Below are 15,836 nucleotides of genomic sequence, written 5' to 3' on the forward strand. Positions count from 1 at the left end.
AGCATTTCGCACTTCCCGAGTGAGGTCTTCATGATCATCAAGCCCCGCGTGCGCGGTTTCATCTGCGTCACCACCCACCCCGTCGGCTGCGAGGCCAACGTGAAGAACCAGATCGACTACGTCAAGGCGCAGGGCCCGATCGCCGGCGGCCCGAAACGCGTGCTGGTGCTGGGCGCCTCGACCGGCTATGGCCTGGCGGCCCGCATCAGCGCGGCGTTCGGCTGTGGCGCGCAGACCTTGGGCGTGTTCTTCGAACGCCCTGCCGACGCCAATAAAGCTGGCACGCCCGGCTGGTACAACTCGGCCGCCTTCCACAAGGCGGCCGAAGCCGAAGGCCTGTACGCCAAAAGCATCAACGGCGACGCGTTCTCGGACGAGATCAAGCAGAAGACCATCGCCGCCATCAAGGCGGACCTGGGCCAGGTCGACCAGGTGATCTACAGCCTGGCCGCTCCGCGCCGCACGCACCCCCGGACCGGCCAGGTCTTCAATTCGACGCTCAAGCCCATCGGCCAGTCCGTGAACCTGCGCGGCCTGGACACCGACCGCGAAGTCGTCAAGGAATCGGTGCTGGAACCGGCCACGCAGGCCGAGATCGATGCCACCGTCGCCGTCATGGGCGGCGAAGACTGGCAGATGTGGATCGACGCGCTGCTGGAAGCCGGTGCTCTGGCCGAAGGCGCCACGACGACCGCCTTCACCTATCTGGGTGAAAAGATCACGCACGACATCTACTGGAACGGCTCGATCGGCGCCGCCAAGAAAGATCTGGACCAGAAGGTGCTGGACATCCGCGCCAAGCTGGCCGCGCGCGGCGGCGACGCGCGCGTGTCGGTGCTGAAGGCCGTGGTCACGCAGGCCAGTTCGGCCATTCCGATGATGCCGCTGTACCTGTCGCTGCTGTTCAAGGTCATGAAGACCGAAGGCACGCACGAAGGCTGCATCGAACAGGTCTACGGACTGTACCAAGACAGCCTGTGCGGCGACACGCCCGTCCTGGACGCCGACGGCCGCCTGCGCGCGGACTACAAGGAGCTGGATCCGGGCGTGCAGGCGCAGGTGCAGGCGCTGTGGACGCAAGTCACCAGCGACAACATCTACGAACTGACCGATTTCGCCGGCTACAAGCAGGATTTCCTGCGGCTGTTCGGTTTCGAGATCGACGGCGTGGACTACGACGCGGATGTGGATCCGGCCGTGGAGATCCGCGGCCTGATCTGACCGCGTGGCCTCAGAGGTAGTCCAGCGTCACGATGCGGGCTTCCCGGGCGGCGCTGCCGCCCTGCCCCGGCGCCGCAGGCAACACCTTCGTGCTGACCGTGACGACGTTGCCGGCAGGCACCGCGGCCCGGCCGGCAGGCGCCTGGCAACTTACCCGGGGCGCTGCCGGCCCTGCCCCGGCGCCCTGCGTGTCGACACGGCATCCGGCAGGCTCGACGATGGCCCCACTGAACCGGATCACGCCGTCACTGGCGCTGGCCACCGCAGGGGCCAGCAACGAGACACACCACAACGCACGCGCCAAACTGTGAATAGCCATGACGACTCCAGAGCGTAGGCAAGAGCAGGAAAGCGGGTTTGCCTTCCTTTCCTGATTACGGCGCCGTCTCGTCGAACCTTAAGCCTGCCGCCACGCGCTCGTATGGCCGCGATTCGTTTGATCCAACGTCGCAAGTTCATCTATCTCAGATGTCAATGAGACTACGCGCGTTTTTTTGTAGGATCAATCTGATTTCAATCTAAAAACGTGGCGTCATGGCGCTTTCGGATCATGAACGCATGAACAGTTCCAGCAGCCGGTCCAACCCGCCTTCATCGATCGCCACGTTCACTTCACGCCGCACTGCCGGCTTGGCGAGATAGCCCACCGACAGGCCTGCCGCACGCATCATCGGCAGATCATTGGCCCCGTCGCCCACCGCGATGGCACGCTCCGTGCCCACCCCCAGGGATGCGCATACCTCAACCAGCTTGCGGCGCTTTTCTTCGCCGTCGCAAATATCGCCCCATGCTTGCGGCAGCAGCCGGCCCGTCATGCGGCCATCCACCACTTCCAGCACATTGGCGCGCACGTCGTCCAACCCCAGCCGCACGCGCAAGCGATCCGTGAAGCAAGTGAAGCCGCCCGTGACCAGCAAACATGTCAGCCCCGCCGCCTTGCAGGCCGCGATCAGCGTTTCCGCGCCGGGATTGATGCGCACGCGTTCGTCGTAGACCTTGTCCAGCAAGGCCTCGTGCATGCCGGCCAGCAAGGCCACGCGATCGCGCAGGCTTTGCTTGTAATCCATGATCTCGCCCCGCATGGCGGCCTCGGTCAGCGCCGCCACTTCCGCCTTCTTGCCCATCAGGTCGGCCATTTCATCCAGCGTCTCGATCGAGATAAGCGTGGAATCCATGTCGAACGCGATGACGCGGTAATCGGAAAGCGCCAACGGCGGCGTGATGCCGCGCCATTGCAGGCCAGCGGGCGTGGTGGAATGAAGCATGCGAGTCCTTGTCTATCCGGGAGGGGGCAAGCCGTGCTGCTGCGCGCACAGCCAGGCGATGAACAATTGCGCCGGCTGCGCGGCGGGGCCGTCCTGCCGATAGAGCGCGTGGATGCCGGCATTGGGCAGTTGCGGCTGCGCGAACAGGGGCCGCAAGCGGTCGGCCCGGATGTCGTCTTCCAGCAGGCTCCACGGCGCCAAGGCGATGCCCAGGTCATTCATGGCGGCCTGCATGCACAGGAACTGGTGATCGAAGACGGGGCCGGGCAGCTGCGCAGGCACGTCCACCTTGGCCAGCGCGAACCAACGCGGCCAATGGTCCATGCCGCCCGATATCTTCAAGAGCGGATGGCCCAGGCAGTCCGCCGGCGTCGCCAGCCGGTTGCGTTCGATGAAGCGCGGCGACGCCACCGGCAAGTGGAAATCATCCAGGCAATGGACGCAGGCCAGATCCGATTGCGCCATGAAGCCGTGCCGGATCAGCACGTCGGCGCCGGCGTCGCCGCCCCGGTCAAAGAACGGGCGGCCCTGCGTGCTGAGCTGCACGTCGATACCCGGATGCCGTGCCTGAAAGGCCGACAGGCGCGGGATCAGCCACTTCATGGTCAGCGACGGCGTCGCGCAGACGCGCAGCACGCCGCCGTAGGCTGGCGCCTTCAGCTTGGCGGTGGCCGCGGCGATGCGTTCCAGGCTGGCCTGCACTTCCGGGAAATAGGCCTGGGCGCACGGCAGCAGCGCCACGCCGCGCGCTTCGCGGGCGAACAGCGGCTGGCCCACATACTCTTCAAGAATGCGGATCTGCTGGCTGACCGCGCTGTGCGTGATGCTGAGCTCATCGGCCGCGGCGGTAAAACTGCGCAGCCGCGCCGCGGCTTCGAAGACGCGCAATGCCTTCAATGGCGGCAGGCTCTGCCCCGCCATGTCAGCGGACGCCCGCCCGGGCGCCGCTCAGGCACCAGACTGTGCTGCTCTTTCCCACGTTTTCCCTTGTCGTCTATTTATCGGCGGCGCGGCTTTCGCCGGCGCCTGCCCTGTTCAGCGGCATTCTAGGGGATAGCGCCGCCGCCGACCTCTTAGAAAATCTAACGCCATGCCTTAAAAAACACTGCTGGTGACCAGCCGGGCGCATTCCTATGATGCCGGGAACCCAAGCAGGAACAAAAAAATGGCATCGATCACGGTAGACGGCATCGTCAAGACTTTCGGCGGGCAGCAAGTGCTGCGCAATCTGTCGCTGCACATTCCCGACGGCGCGTTCTATACGCTGCTGGGCCCCAGCGGCTGCGGCAAGACCACGTTGCTGCGCTGCATCGCGGGCTTTTATGCGCCCGACGGCGGACGCCTGCTGTTCGACCAGGACGACGTGACCCATGTGTCAGCGCACCGCCGCGACATCGGCATGGTGTTCCAGGACTACGCCTTGTTTCCCGACAAGACCGCTTTCGACAACGTCGCTTACGGCCTGCGCGCCCGCGGCGTGGCGCGCGCCGAGACCACCCGGCGCGCGAACGAGGCGCTGGATAAAGTGGGCTTGCTGGCGCTGGCCGACCGCTACCCCGCGCAAATGAGCGGCGGACAACGCCAACGCGTGGCGCTGGCGCGCGCGCTGGTGATCCGGCCGCGCGTGCTGCTGATGGACGAACCGCTGTCCAACCTGGACGCGAAAATGCGCCTGCAGATGCGCGACGTCATCCTGGATCTGGTGCGCGAGGCCGGCATCACCACCGTCTTCGTCACGCACGACCAGGAAGAGGCGCTCGCCATGTCCGACCGCATCGCCATCATGGACCACGGCAGCATCGCGCAGCTGGGCACGCCCGAAGAACTCTACGGCACGCCGGTCAACGCCTACGTGGCCGACTTCATCGGTTCGGCCAACGTGATCCCGGTGCCTGCCCGCACCGGCCTTGCCGGCGCGCCCGATGGCCATGTCCGCTATGAGCTCTGCGGATTGGGATTCGACGGCGTGCGCGGCAGCGCCCGGCTGGACGCCAGCGGCGTGCTGATCGCGCGGCCCGAGGAACTGGCGCTGATGGCGCCCGCGCCCTACGTGCCGAACACGCTGCCGGGCAAGGTGCTGCGCCGCCAGTACCTGGGTTTCAAGACCGCCTATCGCATCGCCTTGGCCAACGGCTCGGAGATCCGGGTTGAGCTGCATGCCGGCAATATGGTCGCGCAGTTCCAGCCCGGCGAAGCCGTGCAGGTGCTGATCCCCGCCGACAGCCGCGTCGTCAACGCCTGAGGATGCGCACGCCATGAAAATCAAATGGTGGCCCTGGGGCATCCTGACCGCGATCAGTCTGGTTCTGCTGCTGTTCTTCGTGCTGTATCCGCTGGGCGTGCTGTTCGGCAACAGCATCACGGGGCAGGACGGCGGCTTTTCGCTGGAGGGATTCAAGGCCCTGCTGGCCGACTCGCAATATCTGGAGGCTTTCGGCAATACGCTGATCCTGGGCCTGGCGGTCACGACCTGCACGGTGCTGGTGGGCGTGCCGTTCGCCTACATGGTGGCGCGCTACGACTTCCCGTTGAAGAACCTGGTGGCGATCCTGCCGGTGCTGACCATCGTCATCCCCGAGATCATCGTGGGCCAGTCGTGGCTGCTGATCCTGGGCAACAACGGCCTGTTGACCAATCTGCTGGGCGACGCGGGGATCTCGCTGCCGTCGTTCTACGGCTGGACGGGCATGGTGTTCTCCATGACGCTCGTCTATTACACGTATATCTACCTGGGCGTGCTGGCCGCGCTGCGCGGCTTCGACGGACAGCTGGAAGAAGCCGGGCTGAGCCTGGGCACGCCGCCGTTCTTGACCAAGCTGCGGGTGCTGGTGCCCGTGCTGCTGCCTGCGGTGCTGGTCAATGCGCTGGTGGTGTTCACGCTGGTGGTGGGCAACTTCGCGCTGGCGATGCTGCTGGGCAGCCGCGTGCCGCTGCTGTCGGTGATGACGTACAACACCTTCGTCAGCGAAATGGGCGGCAGCCCCACACTGCAAAGCGCCATGTCCGTCGTGTCGATCGCCATCGTCGCCATCGTGCTGTTCTTCCAGAAGCGCGTAGTCGAACGCAAGGTCTACACCATGACCCAGGGCCGCGCGCCCGCGGCCGTGCGCGTGCGTTCCTGGACCGCCGGGCTCTACACTGGCGGCGTCGGCTTCGTGATCCTGTTGTCCATGCTGCCGCTCATCATCGTGTTCGTGGCGGCTTTCACCAAGACCAGCGGCCCGGTCATGCAATGGGGCCAGTGGTCGCTGGCCAGCATGCAGCGCGCGGTGCACGGCGCGCCGGAACCCATCCTGAATTCGTTGAAGTTCGCGTCGCTGGCGACGGTGCTGGGCGTGGCGTTCGCCGTGCTGGTCAGCTACCTGACGATCAAGAAGCGCAGCGCCTTCACGCAGGTGCTGGACTACATCGTGGTGCTGCCGCTGACGATTTCGGGCACGGTGCTGGGCATTGCGCTGGTGCAGACGTTCAACACCGGCTGGCTGGTGCTGGCCGGCACCTCCGGCATCATGGTGCTGTGCTACACGGTGCGCCGCCTGCCGTTCGCCGTGCGCAACGCCTCGTCGGTGCTGTTCAACATCCCCGACTCGATCGAAGAGGCCTCGATCAGCCTGGGCGTATCCCCGCTGATGACGTTCTTCAAAGTGATCCTGCCCGCCATGAAGGCGTCGATCATCTCGGCCGCCATCCTGATGTGGCTCACGACGATCTCGGAACTGTCAGCATCGATCGTGGCTTACAGCGGCGGTCTGGAAACCATGCCGATCGCCATCTTCCGCCAGGTCGACGGCGGCCGGCTGGGCATGGCCTCCGCCTACGGCGCCGCGCTGGTCACGGTGATCGTGCTGCCCATCATCGTGTCGGTCAAAGCATTCCGCATCAAGTTGTTCTCCGGCAAATAACCCCCTCGATCCAAAGGCTACCCATGCAACTCAAGCACCTGATACGCACCAGTGTCCTGACCGCCGCCCTGGCGACGGGCGCCGCGCACGCGCAGAACGTCGTGCTGTATTCGTCCAACAACACGGAAACCATCGAGACCGCGCTGGAAGCGGTGAAGCAGACAAGTCCCAAGCTGAACGTGCAGCCCGTCACCGGCGGCACGGGCACGATGATGAAGCGCATCGAAGCCGAATCGCAGAACCCGCGCGGCGACCTGTTCTGGAGCGGCGGTTTCGGCACCCTGGGCGCCTACCGGCAGCACCTGCAGGCCTACCGCCCGGCCGACCTGGACAAGATCCCCGCCGAATTCCGCGGCCCGGACGATCTGTGGGTGGGCACGAACGTGCACGTCATGGTGATGATGGTCAATGAACGCCAGTTGAAGGGCCTGCCGGCGCCGGCCACCTGGTCGGACCTGATGCAGCCGCAGTGGAAGAACAAGTTCGCCATTACCGACCCGTCCAAGAGCGGCACGGCCTATATGCTCGTGTATGGCCTGTACAAGCAGTTCGGCCAGGCCGGACTGGACAAGATCGCCGCCAATGCGGTGGTGACCGCCTCGTCCGGCACCACCTACAAGGGCGTGGCGGCAGGGGAATACGCCGTGGGGATGACACTGGAATACGCCGCGCAGGAATACGTGGCCGGCGGCCAGAAAGAGATCAAGCTCGTCTATCCCAGCGAAGGCAGCTATCTGGCGCCGGAAGGCATGTTCATCATCAAGGGCGCGAAGAACCTGGACGCCGCCAAGGCGCTGTACGACGGCCTGCTGAGCAAGGCGTCGCAGGAAGCGCAGCTGGTGAAGAACTTCCGCCGCCCCACCCGCACTGATGTGGCGGTGGCCAGCCTGACCACCCTGCCCGACCTGTCCACCATCAAGATCTTCCCCGTCAGCCAGGAAGCCGCCGCCACCGAGTATGAAGCCGTGGTCGCGGCCTGGAACCAGGCCGTCGCCAAAGCGAAGTAAGGCGCGGGATTAGGCCCCGGAGCCTAGACCCAGCCAGGACGTCCAGGGCGCCTCAGGCGCCCTGGACCATCCGGCCCGCGGCCAGCACCAATTGGCGCCCGCAACGGGCGGCCAGTTGCGGATCGTGCGTGACCAGCACCAGCGTGGTGCCGTGTTCGCGGTGCAGGTCGAACATCAGGTCGATGACCGTGACGCCCGTCGCGGCATCCAGGCTGCCGGTGGGCTCGTCGGCGAACAGCAGGTCGGGCTGCACCACGAAGGCACGCGCCAGCGACACGCGCTGCTGCTCGCCGCCGGACAGCGTCCGCGGGTAGTGGTGCAACCGGGCGCCCAGCCCCACGCGCTCCAGCATGGCCTGCGCGGCCTCGCGGGCCGATTGCCCGGCCAGTTCCAGCGGCAGCATGACGTTTTCCAGCGCCGTCAGGTTCGGCAGCAGTTGGAACGACTGGAACACGAACCCCACATGATTGGCGCGCAGCCGCGCACGGCCGTCCTCGTCCAGCGCGAACAGGTCCTGGCCCGCAAGGTGTACGCTGCCCATGCTGGGAACATCCAGCCCGGCCAACAGTCCCAACAGGGTGGACTTGCCCGATCCGGAGCTTCCGGTGATGGCCACGGCACTGCCGGCGGCCACCGTAAAATCGATATCTTCCAGGATAGACAGCATCCCGCCGGCATCGGCCACCCGTTTGCCCAGCCCCTTCACTTCGATCGAATTCTTGCTATCCATGCGCCTATTTTCCCGTCTGCGTCTTACATCCGCCTTGGCGACAACCGCCATGGCAGCCGCCGTGATGGCGTCCCCCGCCCACGCTCAGACCGCCGCGGCGGCCCAGGGTTCCGCGCCGCGCACCGTATTGGTGGTGGGCGACAGCCTGTCCGCCGAATACGGCATCAAGCGCGGCACGGGCTGGGTGCCCTTGCTGTCTGCCCGGGTTTCGGAACAATACCCCAAGTACCAGGTGGTCAATGCCAGCATCAGCGGCGACACGACCAGCGGCGGCGTCGCGCGCCTGCCTGCGCTGCTGCGCCAGCACGCGCCGGCGGTGGTGGTGCTGGAACTGGGATCGAACGACGCCTTGCGCGGCCTGTCGCTGACGATGACCGAGCAGAATCTGCGCGCCATGGCGCAGGCTTCGCGCCAAGCGAACGCGCAGGTGCTGATCGTGGGCATGCAGATCCCGCCCAACTATGGACGCGATTACACGCAACGCTTCGCCCAGCTGTTTCCTACGGTCGCCAAAGACGAAAACGCCCGGCTCGTGCCCTTCCTGATGGAAGGAATTGCAACGAACCGGGCGATGTTCCAGGCTGACGGCATCCATCCGAACGAGGATGCCCAGCCGCAATTGCTGGACAACGTGTGGCCGACCCTGCAGCCACTGTTGAACTAGAGGCTGTGGGGCCCCTATGATCAGCTGATCAGCCTGCCGCCTGCGGCTGGTCGCCGCGGATGACTTCGGCGGCGCCGGGCAGCACTTGCACCTTGTACTGTTCACGCAGCATTTTCAGCAGCGCTTCGATTTCAGCCTGGCCCAGGCCACCCGACAGTTGTTGCGTCAGGCGGTCCTTGGCGGCGGCGTCCACCGTGCCGGCTTCGACCTTCTCCAGGCGGACCAGCGTGTAGTCGGCGCCCGCTTGCACGCCGGCATAGCCGGGCAATTGGGTGGCCGGCAGGCGCATCGCGGCATCCACCACCGCTTGCGGCAGGTCCTTGGGGTCCTGGCGCGACACGGTCACGGCGGGCGCGAAGCCTTCCGGCGCGGCCGACGGGTTGGCCTTGTCGGCTGCCAGCGCGGCTTCGCCGGCCTTCTTGGCAGCTTCGGCCGAGCGCTCGTCCAGCAGCTTGGCGCGGATGGTGTCGCTGACCTTGTCCAGCGCCGGCACGTGCGCCGGTTCCACGGCGGCGACGCGCACGGCCAGCATGGTGGCGGGCGACAGTTCGATCACGCCGGAGTTCTGCTTTTCACGCAGCACGTCTGGCGAGAACAGCACCTGGCGCACGCGCGGATTGTCCAGCAGCGCGGCGTCGGGGCTGTCGGCGGCCGAACCCGGGCCGGCCTTGTCGGCGGGCAACAGGCCTTCGCGGGTCACGCCCGAGGCGGTGCGCAGCTTCAGGCCGACGGCGTCGGCGGCGGGTTGCAGGCTGTCGCGCTGGTCATAGACCTGCTTGTTCAGCTGGCTGGCCATTTCCGAAAAGTGCACGGCGGCCATCTGCTTGCGGACTTCGCCGGTGATCTGATCCTTGACCTCGGCCAGCGGCTTGACGGCCGCGGGCTGGATCTCGGTGACCTTGACGATGTGCAGGCCGGACGGGCTTTCCACCACGCCGGACACCTCGTCCTTGGCCTGGCCGAAAATCGCCTTCTCCAGCGGACCGGTCAACATACCGGGCGCCAGCCAGCCCAGGTCGCCGCCATTGGCGGCCGAGCCGGCGTCCTGCGAATTCATGCGGGCCAATTCGGCGAACTGCGCCGGATCGGCTGCGGCCTTGCGGGCCAGGTCGTCGGCCTTGAGGCGGGCGGCCTTGCGGACCTCTTCCGACGCGCCCGGGGGCACTTCGATCATGATGTGGCTGGCGCGACGGCGCTCGGGCTGGCCGAAGCGGTTCTTGTTCTGCTCGTAGTAGGACGTCAGGTCTTCATCCTTGACCTGGATGCCTTGCGTCGCGGCAGCCTCGTCAAGCACCACGTACTGCACCTGGACTTGCTCAGGGATCTGAAGCTGTTGCTTGTTGGCGTCGTACCAGGCCTGGATGTCGGCCGGGCTGACGGAAACCTGCGAGCGGTAGTCCGCGGCGGCGAAGCGGCGCGTCTGCACCGTGCGCTGCTGCGTCAATGCCGTTTCCAGCGAGGCCACTACTTCGGCGGGCGCACGGGACGATTGGCCGACGGGCTCCAGCACGCGGGCCACCGCCAGGTCGCGACGCAGGCCGGCTTCGAACGAGGTCGGCGACAGGCCCTGGGCCGCCAGCACCTGGCGATAGCGCTCGGGCGAGAAGCGGCCGTTGTCTTGCACTTCCGGGATGGCGGCGATGGTGTTGCGCAGCGTCTCGTCGGACACCGTGAAACGGTTGTCGACGGCGACGTTGGCCAGCAGGCGCTGATTGATCAGCTGGTTCAGCAGGCTCTCGCGCATGGCCGGCGTATCGATCACGGCCGGGTCGAACTGCGCGCCCATGCGCTGGCGGAACTGCTCCAGCTGGTTGCGGTGCGCCTGATCGAATTCGGCACGCGAAATAGGCTGGCCGGCGACTGTCGCCAACTCCGGCTCTTTGCGCATGAAGCTGTCATAGCCTTGAATTCCGACCAGGAAGAAGGACGGCACAATCAGAATCAGCAGGATGAACTGCATCCAACGCCGATGGCTGCGAATAAATTCGAACATGGAATCCCTGTTGCCGCACTCCAGGGGTATCCACCCAGAGCCGCAAGAAAACGCATAAAAAAAGGCGAAGTCGATTCGCCCTATTCCCATACCGGTCATTACCGGATCAGCGGGCGGATTTTAGCATTACCCGCCCGGATGGGAGCTTCGGATTGACTTCAAGTTCCCGCCGGGCCTTTTGACCCGTCCCCACTACATGGAAGCCGCGCGCCGTCAACCCGGGAAATCACCATTTTCCCGGCCCCCGCGCACTCGTATCGTGACTTTCAGGGGCAGCGCGCCACTCGGCCGCGCACCTCCGACGCCGCGCCCTTCCGCCGGCGCCCCTTTTTACGCTACATAAAGGGTTCCCTCGATGCCGCTTACCTCCCCCCGCCTGCATGTCCTCCGCACGTGTATCGCCCTGGCCTTCCTGGGCGGCGCGCAGGCGGCGCTGGCCGCGCCCGTGGCTGCCGTGCACGAAGCCGCGAAAGGCCAGCAGCAGGCCATGCTCGACACCATGCGGGACCTGGTCAACATCGAATCCGGCAGCAAGGACGTCGAAGGCGTGGAGCGCATCGCCGAACTGATCCGCGACCGCCTCAAAGCACTGGGCGGCACGGTGGAGATCCTGCCGGCCACCGACGTCTTCCGGCTGGACGACACCCCTGAAAAGGTCGGGCCGATGGTCCATGCCGAGTTCAAGGGCACGGGTACCAGCAAGATCATGCTGATCGCCCACATGGACACGGTCTACCGCAACGGCATGCTGAAAGACCAGCCGTTCCGGGTGGACGGAGACAAGGCGTACGGCCTGGGCATCGCCGACGACAAGCACGGCGTGGCGACCATCATCCACACCCTGACCCTGCTGCAGAAGCTGGGCTTTCGCGACTTCGGCACCATCACCGTCTTGATCAACGGCGACGAAGAGATCAGTTCGCCGGGCGCCCGCAGCACCATCACCCGCTTGGGCGCCGACCAGGACGCGGTCTTCTCATTCGAGGGCGGTGGCGCCGAAGCCCGCCTGACGCTGGCCACCAGCGGCATCGGCGCGGCCTACCTGACGGTGCAGGGCAAGACCTCGCACGCCGGCGCCCGCCCGGAAGGCGGCGTCAATGCGCTGTATGAACTGGCGCACCAGTTGCTGCAGCTGGACAAGCTGTCCAAGCCCGAGGAAGGCTTGAAACTGAACTGGACCGTGGCCCAGGCCGGGACCAACCGTAACGTCATCCCCGGCCAGGCAACCGCCCAGGCCGACGCCCGCGCGCTGCGCGTGTCCGATTTCGACGCGTTGGCGCGCACCCTGGAAGAGCGCGTCCAGAAGAAGCTGCTGCCCGAATCCAAAGTCACGGTGAAGTTCGAAGTGCGCCGGCCGCCGCTGGAGGCCACCGCGGCGTCCCGCGCCCTGGCCCAGCATGGCGTGCAGATCTACAAAGAGCTGGACCTGCCGATGAAAGTCGTCGATCGCGCCAGCGGCGGCGGCACGGACGCCGCGTTCGCCGCCCTGAAAGCCCGCGGTCCGGTCGTCGAAGGCATGGGCCTGAGCGGCTTCGGCGCCCACTCCAACGACGCCGAATACATCCAGATCAACAGCATCGTGCCGCGCCTGTATCTGGCGACCCGCATGATCATGGACGTGTCCCAAGATAAAGCACCGCTGAAATAGAGGCCCCCACGCTGCGCTCGCGCCGCGAGCTTGCTGCCCCCCAAGGGGGCGCCTTGGGGCGGCCCGGCGGCGGAGGGGTATGCCCCCACGCCGCACTCGCTTTGCTCGTTTGCTGCCCCCCAAGGGGGCTGCGCCGCCTTGGGGCGGCCCGGCGGCGGCGCGAAGAAGGAGTATCCTTGCAACCCTGTCCATAAGAAGCACACGCAACACCAAAAATGACTGCAAAACTCCCGTCCTGGCCCTATTCCCGTTACATCGCGCACCGCGGTGGCGGTCGTTTGGCGCCGGAGAATACGCTGGCCGCCATGCGCGTGGGTGCCGAGCACGGTTTCACGATGTTCGAATACGACGTGAAGCTGAGCAGCGACAACGTGCTCGTGCTGATGCACGACGACGACGTCGACCGCACCTCCAACGGCAAGGGCCCGGCCGCCGCCAAGACCTACTCGGAACTGGCGCAATTGGACTTCGGCAGCTGGCACTCGGCCGCCTATGCCGGCGAACCGCTGCCCACCTTTGCCGCCGTGGCCCGCTACACGGTCGCCAACCACATCGCCAGCAACGTCGAAATCAAGCCCTGCCCCGGCCGCGACGCCGAGACCGGCGCCGCCGTGGCGCGGGCCTGCCAACAGTTGTGGCAAGGCGCCGGCACGCCCCCGCTGCTGTCCTCGTTCGCCGAAGAGGCGCTGCAAGCCGCGCTGGAAGTGGCACCCGAGCTGCCGCGCGCGCTGCTCGTGGAAAAAGTACCCGCCGATTGGCGCGAACGCCTGGCGAAATACGACTGCGTCGCGCTGAACATCAACCAGAAAGACGCAACCCGCGAACTGATCGACGCCGTGCATGCCGCCGGCTACCGGATCGCGGCCTGGACCGTCAACGACCCCGAACGCGCCCGCTTGCTGCTGGACTGGGGCGTCGACGGCATTTTCACCGACGAGCTGGCCGTGATCCGGCCCGCCGCCTGAGGCAGAACGCCCCGTGTTCAGTTACCGCCACGCCTTCCACGCCGGCAACCATGCCGACGTGCTCAAGCACGCCATCCTGGTCCACACCCTGGATTACTTCAACAAAAAGGACGCGCCCTATTGGGTCGTGGACACCCACGCCGGCGCGGGCCTGTACAACCTGGAAAGCGACTGGGCGAACAAGACCTCGGAATTCGTGGACGGCATCGGCCGCCTGTGGGAAGCCAAGGACTTGCCGCCGCTGCTGGCCGACTACGTCGCCCGCATCCGCGACTACAACACCAACGGCCGCTTGAAGCGCTACCCCGGTTCGCCGTGGCTGGCGCTGGACGTGATGCGCCCGTCGGACCGCCTGCGCCTGTTCGAGATGCACCCGACGGAAATCGACACGCTGGTCGTCAACCTGGAACACCAGGGCCGTGCCGCGCAGCGCCAGACCACCATCTACGGCGATGACGGCTTCGAAGGCGTCAAGGCCCTGCTGCCGCCGCCGACGCGCCGTGGCATGGTGCTGATCGACCCGTCGTACGAAGACAAGCACGACTATCGCCGCACGCTGATCACCGTGAAGGAATGCGTGAAGCGCTTCGCCACGGGCACCATCGCGATCTGGTATCCGCTGGTGCAGCGCCGCGAAGCCAGCGAAATGGCGCGCCATTTCGAAAACCTGAAGGTCAAGAGCTGGCTGCACGCCACCCTGACCGTCAAGAAGTCGACCATCGACGGCTACGGCCTGCACGGCAGCGGCATGTTCCTGATCAACCCGCCCTGGACCTTGCACGAAGGACTCAAGCAAGCCATGCCGTACCTGGCCCGCGAGCTGGGCCAGGACGAACGCGCCGGCTTCACGCTGCAATACCGCGAGAACCCCTTCCCGGTTCCAAAGAAGCAGTCGGACGACTGACGCGCCCCCAGGGCCGCCACACGAAAAACGGGCCGCGATATCGCGGCCCGTTTCATTGGCGGAAGGCGGTGCGGTTTACGCCGTTTCGCGTTCCGATTCCTCGCTCAGCAGCGCCTCTTGGGCGCGCGCCAGCTTGGCGGCGGCATCGCGCAGCGCCGTGCGCAGGCCTTCTTCGATCACGGGATGGTAGAACGGCATTTCCAGCATGCGCGCCACTGTCAGTTCCTGCTGCACCGCCCACGCCAGCAAGTGGCCGATGTGCTCGGCGCCGGGGCCGACCATTTCCGCGCCCAGGAAGCGGCCCGTCGCGATATCGGCGTACACGTGCAGCATGCCCTTGTTCTTCAGCATCACGCGCGACCGGCCCTGGTCGGTGAAATCCACTTCGCCGATCACGAAAGTGCCTGGAACCAGGCGGCCATAACCCTGCCCCGCCACCGCGATCTGCGGGTCCGAAAACACCACGGCAAGCGGCGCGCGGCGCAAACCCTGGCGCACGTCCGGGAAGCGCGCGGCGTTTTCGCCCGCGATGCGTCCTTCGTCGGCGGCCTCGTGCAGCAACGGCGCATCGGCGTTGGCGTCGCCGGCGATAAAGATGGGCGAATCCCCCGCCTGCATCGTTTGGCGGTCGAATTCCGGCACGCCGTGCGCGTTCAGCGCAAGCGAGGTGTTCTCCAGGCCCAGGCCGTCCACATTGGCGCGGCGGCCCGTGGCGACCAGCGCGTAGTCGAAGCGTTCAGTGCGTTCACTGTTGTCCAGCGTGACGTAGCGCACTTCCACTTCGTCGCCAACGCGGGTCGTTTCCAGAACGCGGGCGTCCGGGTCCAGATAGAACTCGCGCTGGAAGATCTTGCGCGCATTCAGGCGCACCTGCGGATCGCTGATGCCGCCCAGGCTGCCGCTGACGCCGAACACGCGCACGTCCACGCCCAGCCGCGCCAGCGCCTGGCCCAGTTCCAGACCGATCACGCCGGGGCCGAACACGGCCACGCGGCGCGGCAGGTCGTCCCAGGCGAAGACCTCGTCGTTCACCACCAGGCGGTCGCCCAGGGCACGCAACGGCGGCGGCACCGACGGGCGCGAACCCGTGGCGATGACCACGCGGGACGCATGCACTTCGGTGTGGTCGTCCACGCGCAGCACGGTATCGGAGACGAAACGCGCATAGCCGCGCAGCTTGTCGTCGGCCGGGATGTTCTCCACCCCTTCCAGCACGAAACCGACGAAGCGGTCGCGTTCGCGCTTGACGCGGTCCATCACTTCAACGCCGTCCACCGAGATTTCCCCGTTGACGTGCACGCCGAACGCTTCCGTATGGGCCGCGCTGTGGGCGGCCTCGGCGGCCGCGATCAGCAGTTTGGAGGGCATGCAGCCCACGCGGGCGCAGGTCGTGCCATAGGGGCCGCCTTCGATCAGCAACGCGCGCTTGCCAGCGGCTTTCGCGGCGCGGTAAGCGGCCAGCCCGGCGGTGCCGGCGCCAATGACAGCGATATCGGTGTGCAGAGTTTTCATGACTGGGTATCCCCCATGTTGCGAG

14 protein-coding genes are annotated in these 15,836 nt (G+C 66.2%); 8 read left to right on the plus strand and 6 right to left on the minus strand.

Translation table 11 applies throughout. The features are described from left to right. Positions 1-30: 30 nt before the first annotated feature. Positions 31-1,221, plus strand: coding sequence for an enoyl-ACP reductase FabV (gene fabV, locus A9973_RS08230; RefSeq protein WP_183013290.1), 1,191 nt, complete (start codon positions 31-33; stop codon positions 1,219-1,221). 10 nt (positions 1,222-1,231) lie between these two features. Here the strand turns inward: fabV and A9973_RS08235 are convergent, their stop codons facing one another. The 3 genes from A9973_RS08235 to A9973_RS08245 all read right to left on the minus strand — a co-directional run bounded on the left by A9973_RS08235 (position 1,232) and on the right by A9973_RS08245 (position 3,407). Beyond that, complete coding sequence (locus A9973_RS08235) at positions 1,232-1,540, minus strand: hypothetical protein (protein WP_183013291.1); 309 nt, start codon at positions 1,538-1,540, stop codon at positions 1,232-1,234. Between the two features lie 229 nt (positions 1,541-1,769). Continuing rightward, complete coding sequence (gene serB, locus A9973_RS08240) at positions 1,770-2,486, minus strand: phosphoserine phosphatase SerB (RefSeq protein ID WP_183013292.1); 717 nt, start codon at positions 2,484-2,486, stop codon at positions 1,770-1,772. A gap of 12 nt (positions 2,487-2,498) precedes the next feature. Next, positions 2,499-3,407 (minus strand): LysR substrate-binding domain-containing protein, encoded by a 909-nt coding sequence (locus A9973_RS08245; protein ID WP_183013293.1) that lies wholly within the window; start codon positions 3,405-3,407, stop codon positions 2,499-2,501. Between the two features lie 244 nt (positions 3,408-3,651). Between A9973_RS08245 and A9973_RS08250 the strand changes: the two genes are divergently transcribed. The 3 genes from A9973_RS08250 to A9973_RS08260 are packed head-to-tail and all read left to right on the plus strand — an operon-like array spanning position 3,652 to position 7,395. Next, a complete protein-coding gene (locus A9973_RS08250; protein ID WP_183013294.1) occupies positions 3,652-4,728 on the plus strand; it encodes an ABC transporter ATP-binding protein in 1,077 nt (358 codons plus the stop codon). A gap of 13 nt (positions 4,729-4,741) precedes the next feature. Then, positions 4,742-6,388, plus strand: coding sequence for an iron ABC transporter permease (locus A9973_RS08255; RefSeq protein WP_183013295.1), 1,647 nt, complete (start codon positions 4,742-4,744; stop codon positions 6,386-6,388). Positions 6,389-6,411: 23 nt separating this feature from the next. Continuing rightward, positions 6,412-7,395 carry an ABC transporter substrate-binding protein gene (locus tag A9973_RS08260; protein ID WP_183013296.1) on the plus strand — a complete coding sequence of 328 codons (984 nt, stop codon included), beginning with the start codon at positions 6,412-6,414 and terminating at the stop codon, positions 7,393-7,395. A gap of 52 nt (positions 7,396-7,447) precedes the next feature. Here A9973_RS08260 and A9973_RS08265 read toward each other — a convergent pair whose 3' ends face one another. After that, entirely contained in the window at positions 7,448-8,125 is a 678-nt protein-coding gene (locus A9973_RS08265) for an ABC transporter ATP-binding protein (RefSeq protein ID WP_183013297.1), read from the minus strand. Between A9973_RS08265 and A9973_RS08270 the strand changes: the two genes are divergently transcribed. Further along, positions 8,124-8,789, plus strand: a complete 666-nt coding sequence (locus A9973_RS08270; RefSeq protein WP_183013298.1) for an arylesterase — start codon at positions 8,124-8,126, stop codon at positions 8,787-8,789. The two genes, A9973_RS08265 and A9973_RS08270, sit on opposite strands and share 2 nt — an antisense overlap. 28 nt (positions 8,790-8,817) lie before the next feature. On the opposite strand, the gene A9973_RS08275 is transcribed toward A9973_RS08270, so the two are convergent. After that, positions 8,818-10,782 carry a SurA N-terminal domain-containing protein gene (locus A9973_RS08275; RefSeq protein WP_183013299.1) on the minus strand — a complete coding sequence of 655 codons (1,965 nt, stop codon included), beginning with the start codon at positions 10,780-10,782 and terminating at the stop codon, positions 8,818-8,820. 355 nt (positions 10,783-11,137) lie between these two features. On the opposite strand from A9973_RS08275, the gene A9973_RS08280 reads away from it, so the two are divergent. The 3 genes from A9973_RS08280 (at position 11,138) to A9973_RS08290 (ending at position 14,299) form a co-directional block, all read left to right on the plus strand. Continuing rightward, positions 11,138-12,430, plus strand: a complete 1,293-nt coding sequence (locus tag A9973_RS08280; RefSeq protein ID WP_183013300.1) for a M20/M25/M40 family metallo-hydrolase — start codon at positions 11,138-11,140, stop codon at positions 12,428-12,430. Positions 12,431-12,645: 215 nt separating this feature from the next. Continuing rightward, on the plus strand, positions 12,646-13,395 hold the full coding sequence (gene ugpQ, locus A9973_RS08285) for a glycerophosphodiester phosphodiesterase (protein WP_183013301.1): 750 nt from the start codon (positions 12,646-12,648) through the stop codon (positions 13,393-13,395). A gap of 13 nt (positions 13,396-13,408) precedes the next feature. Beyond that, positions 13,409-14,299 (plus strand): 23S rRNA (adenine(2030)-N(6))-methyltransferase RlmJ, encoded by an 891-nt coding sequence (locus A9973_RS08290; protein ID WP_183013302.1) that lies wholly within the window; start codon positions 13,409-13,411, stop codon positions 14,297-14,299. Between the two features lie 75 nt (positions 14,300-14,374). Here A9973_RS08290 and A9973_RS08295 read toward each other — a convergent pair whose 3' ends face one another. Further along, positions 14,375-15,811, minus strand: coding sequence for a dihydrolipoyl dehydrogenase (locus tag A9973_RS08295; protein ID WP_183013303.1), 1,437 nt, complete (start codon positions 15,809-15,811; stop codon positions 14,375-14,377). Positions 15,812-15,836 lie beyond the last annotated feature (25 nt).

Source organism: Achromobacter sp. UMC46, assembly GCF_014170335.1.
Lineage (GTDB): Bacteria > Pseudomonadota > Gammaproteobacteria > Burkholderiales > Burkholderiaceae_B > Achromobacter.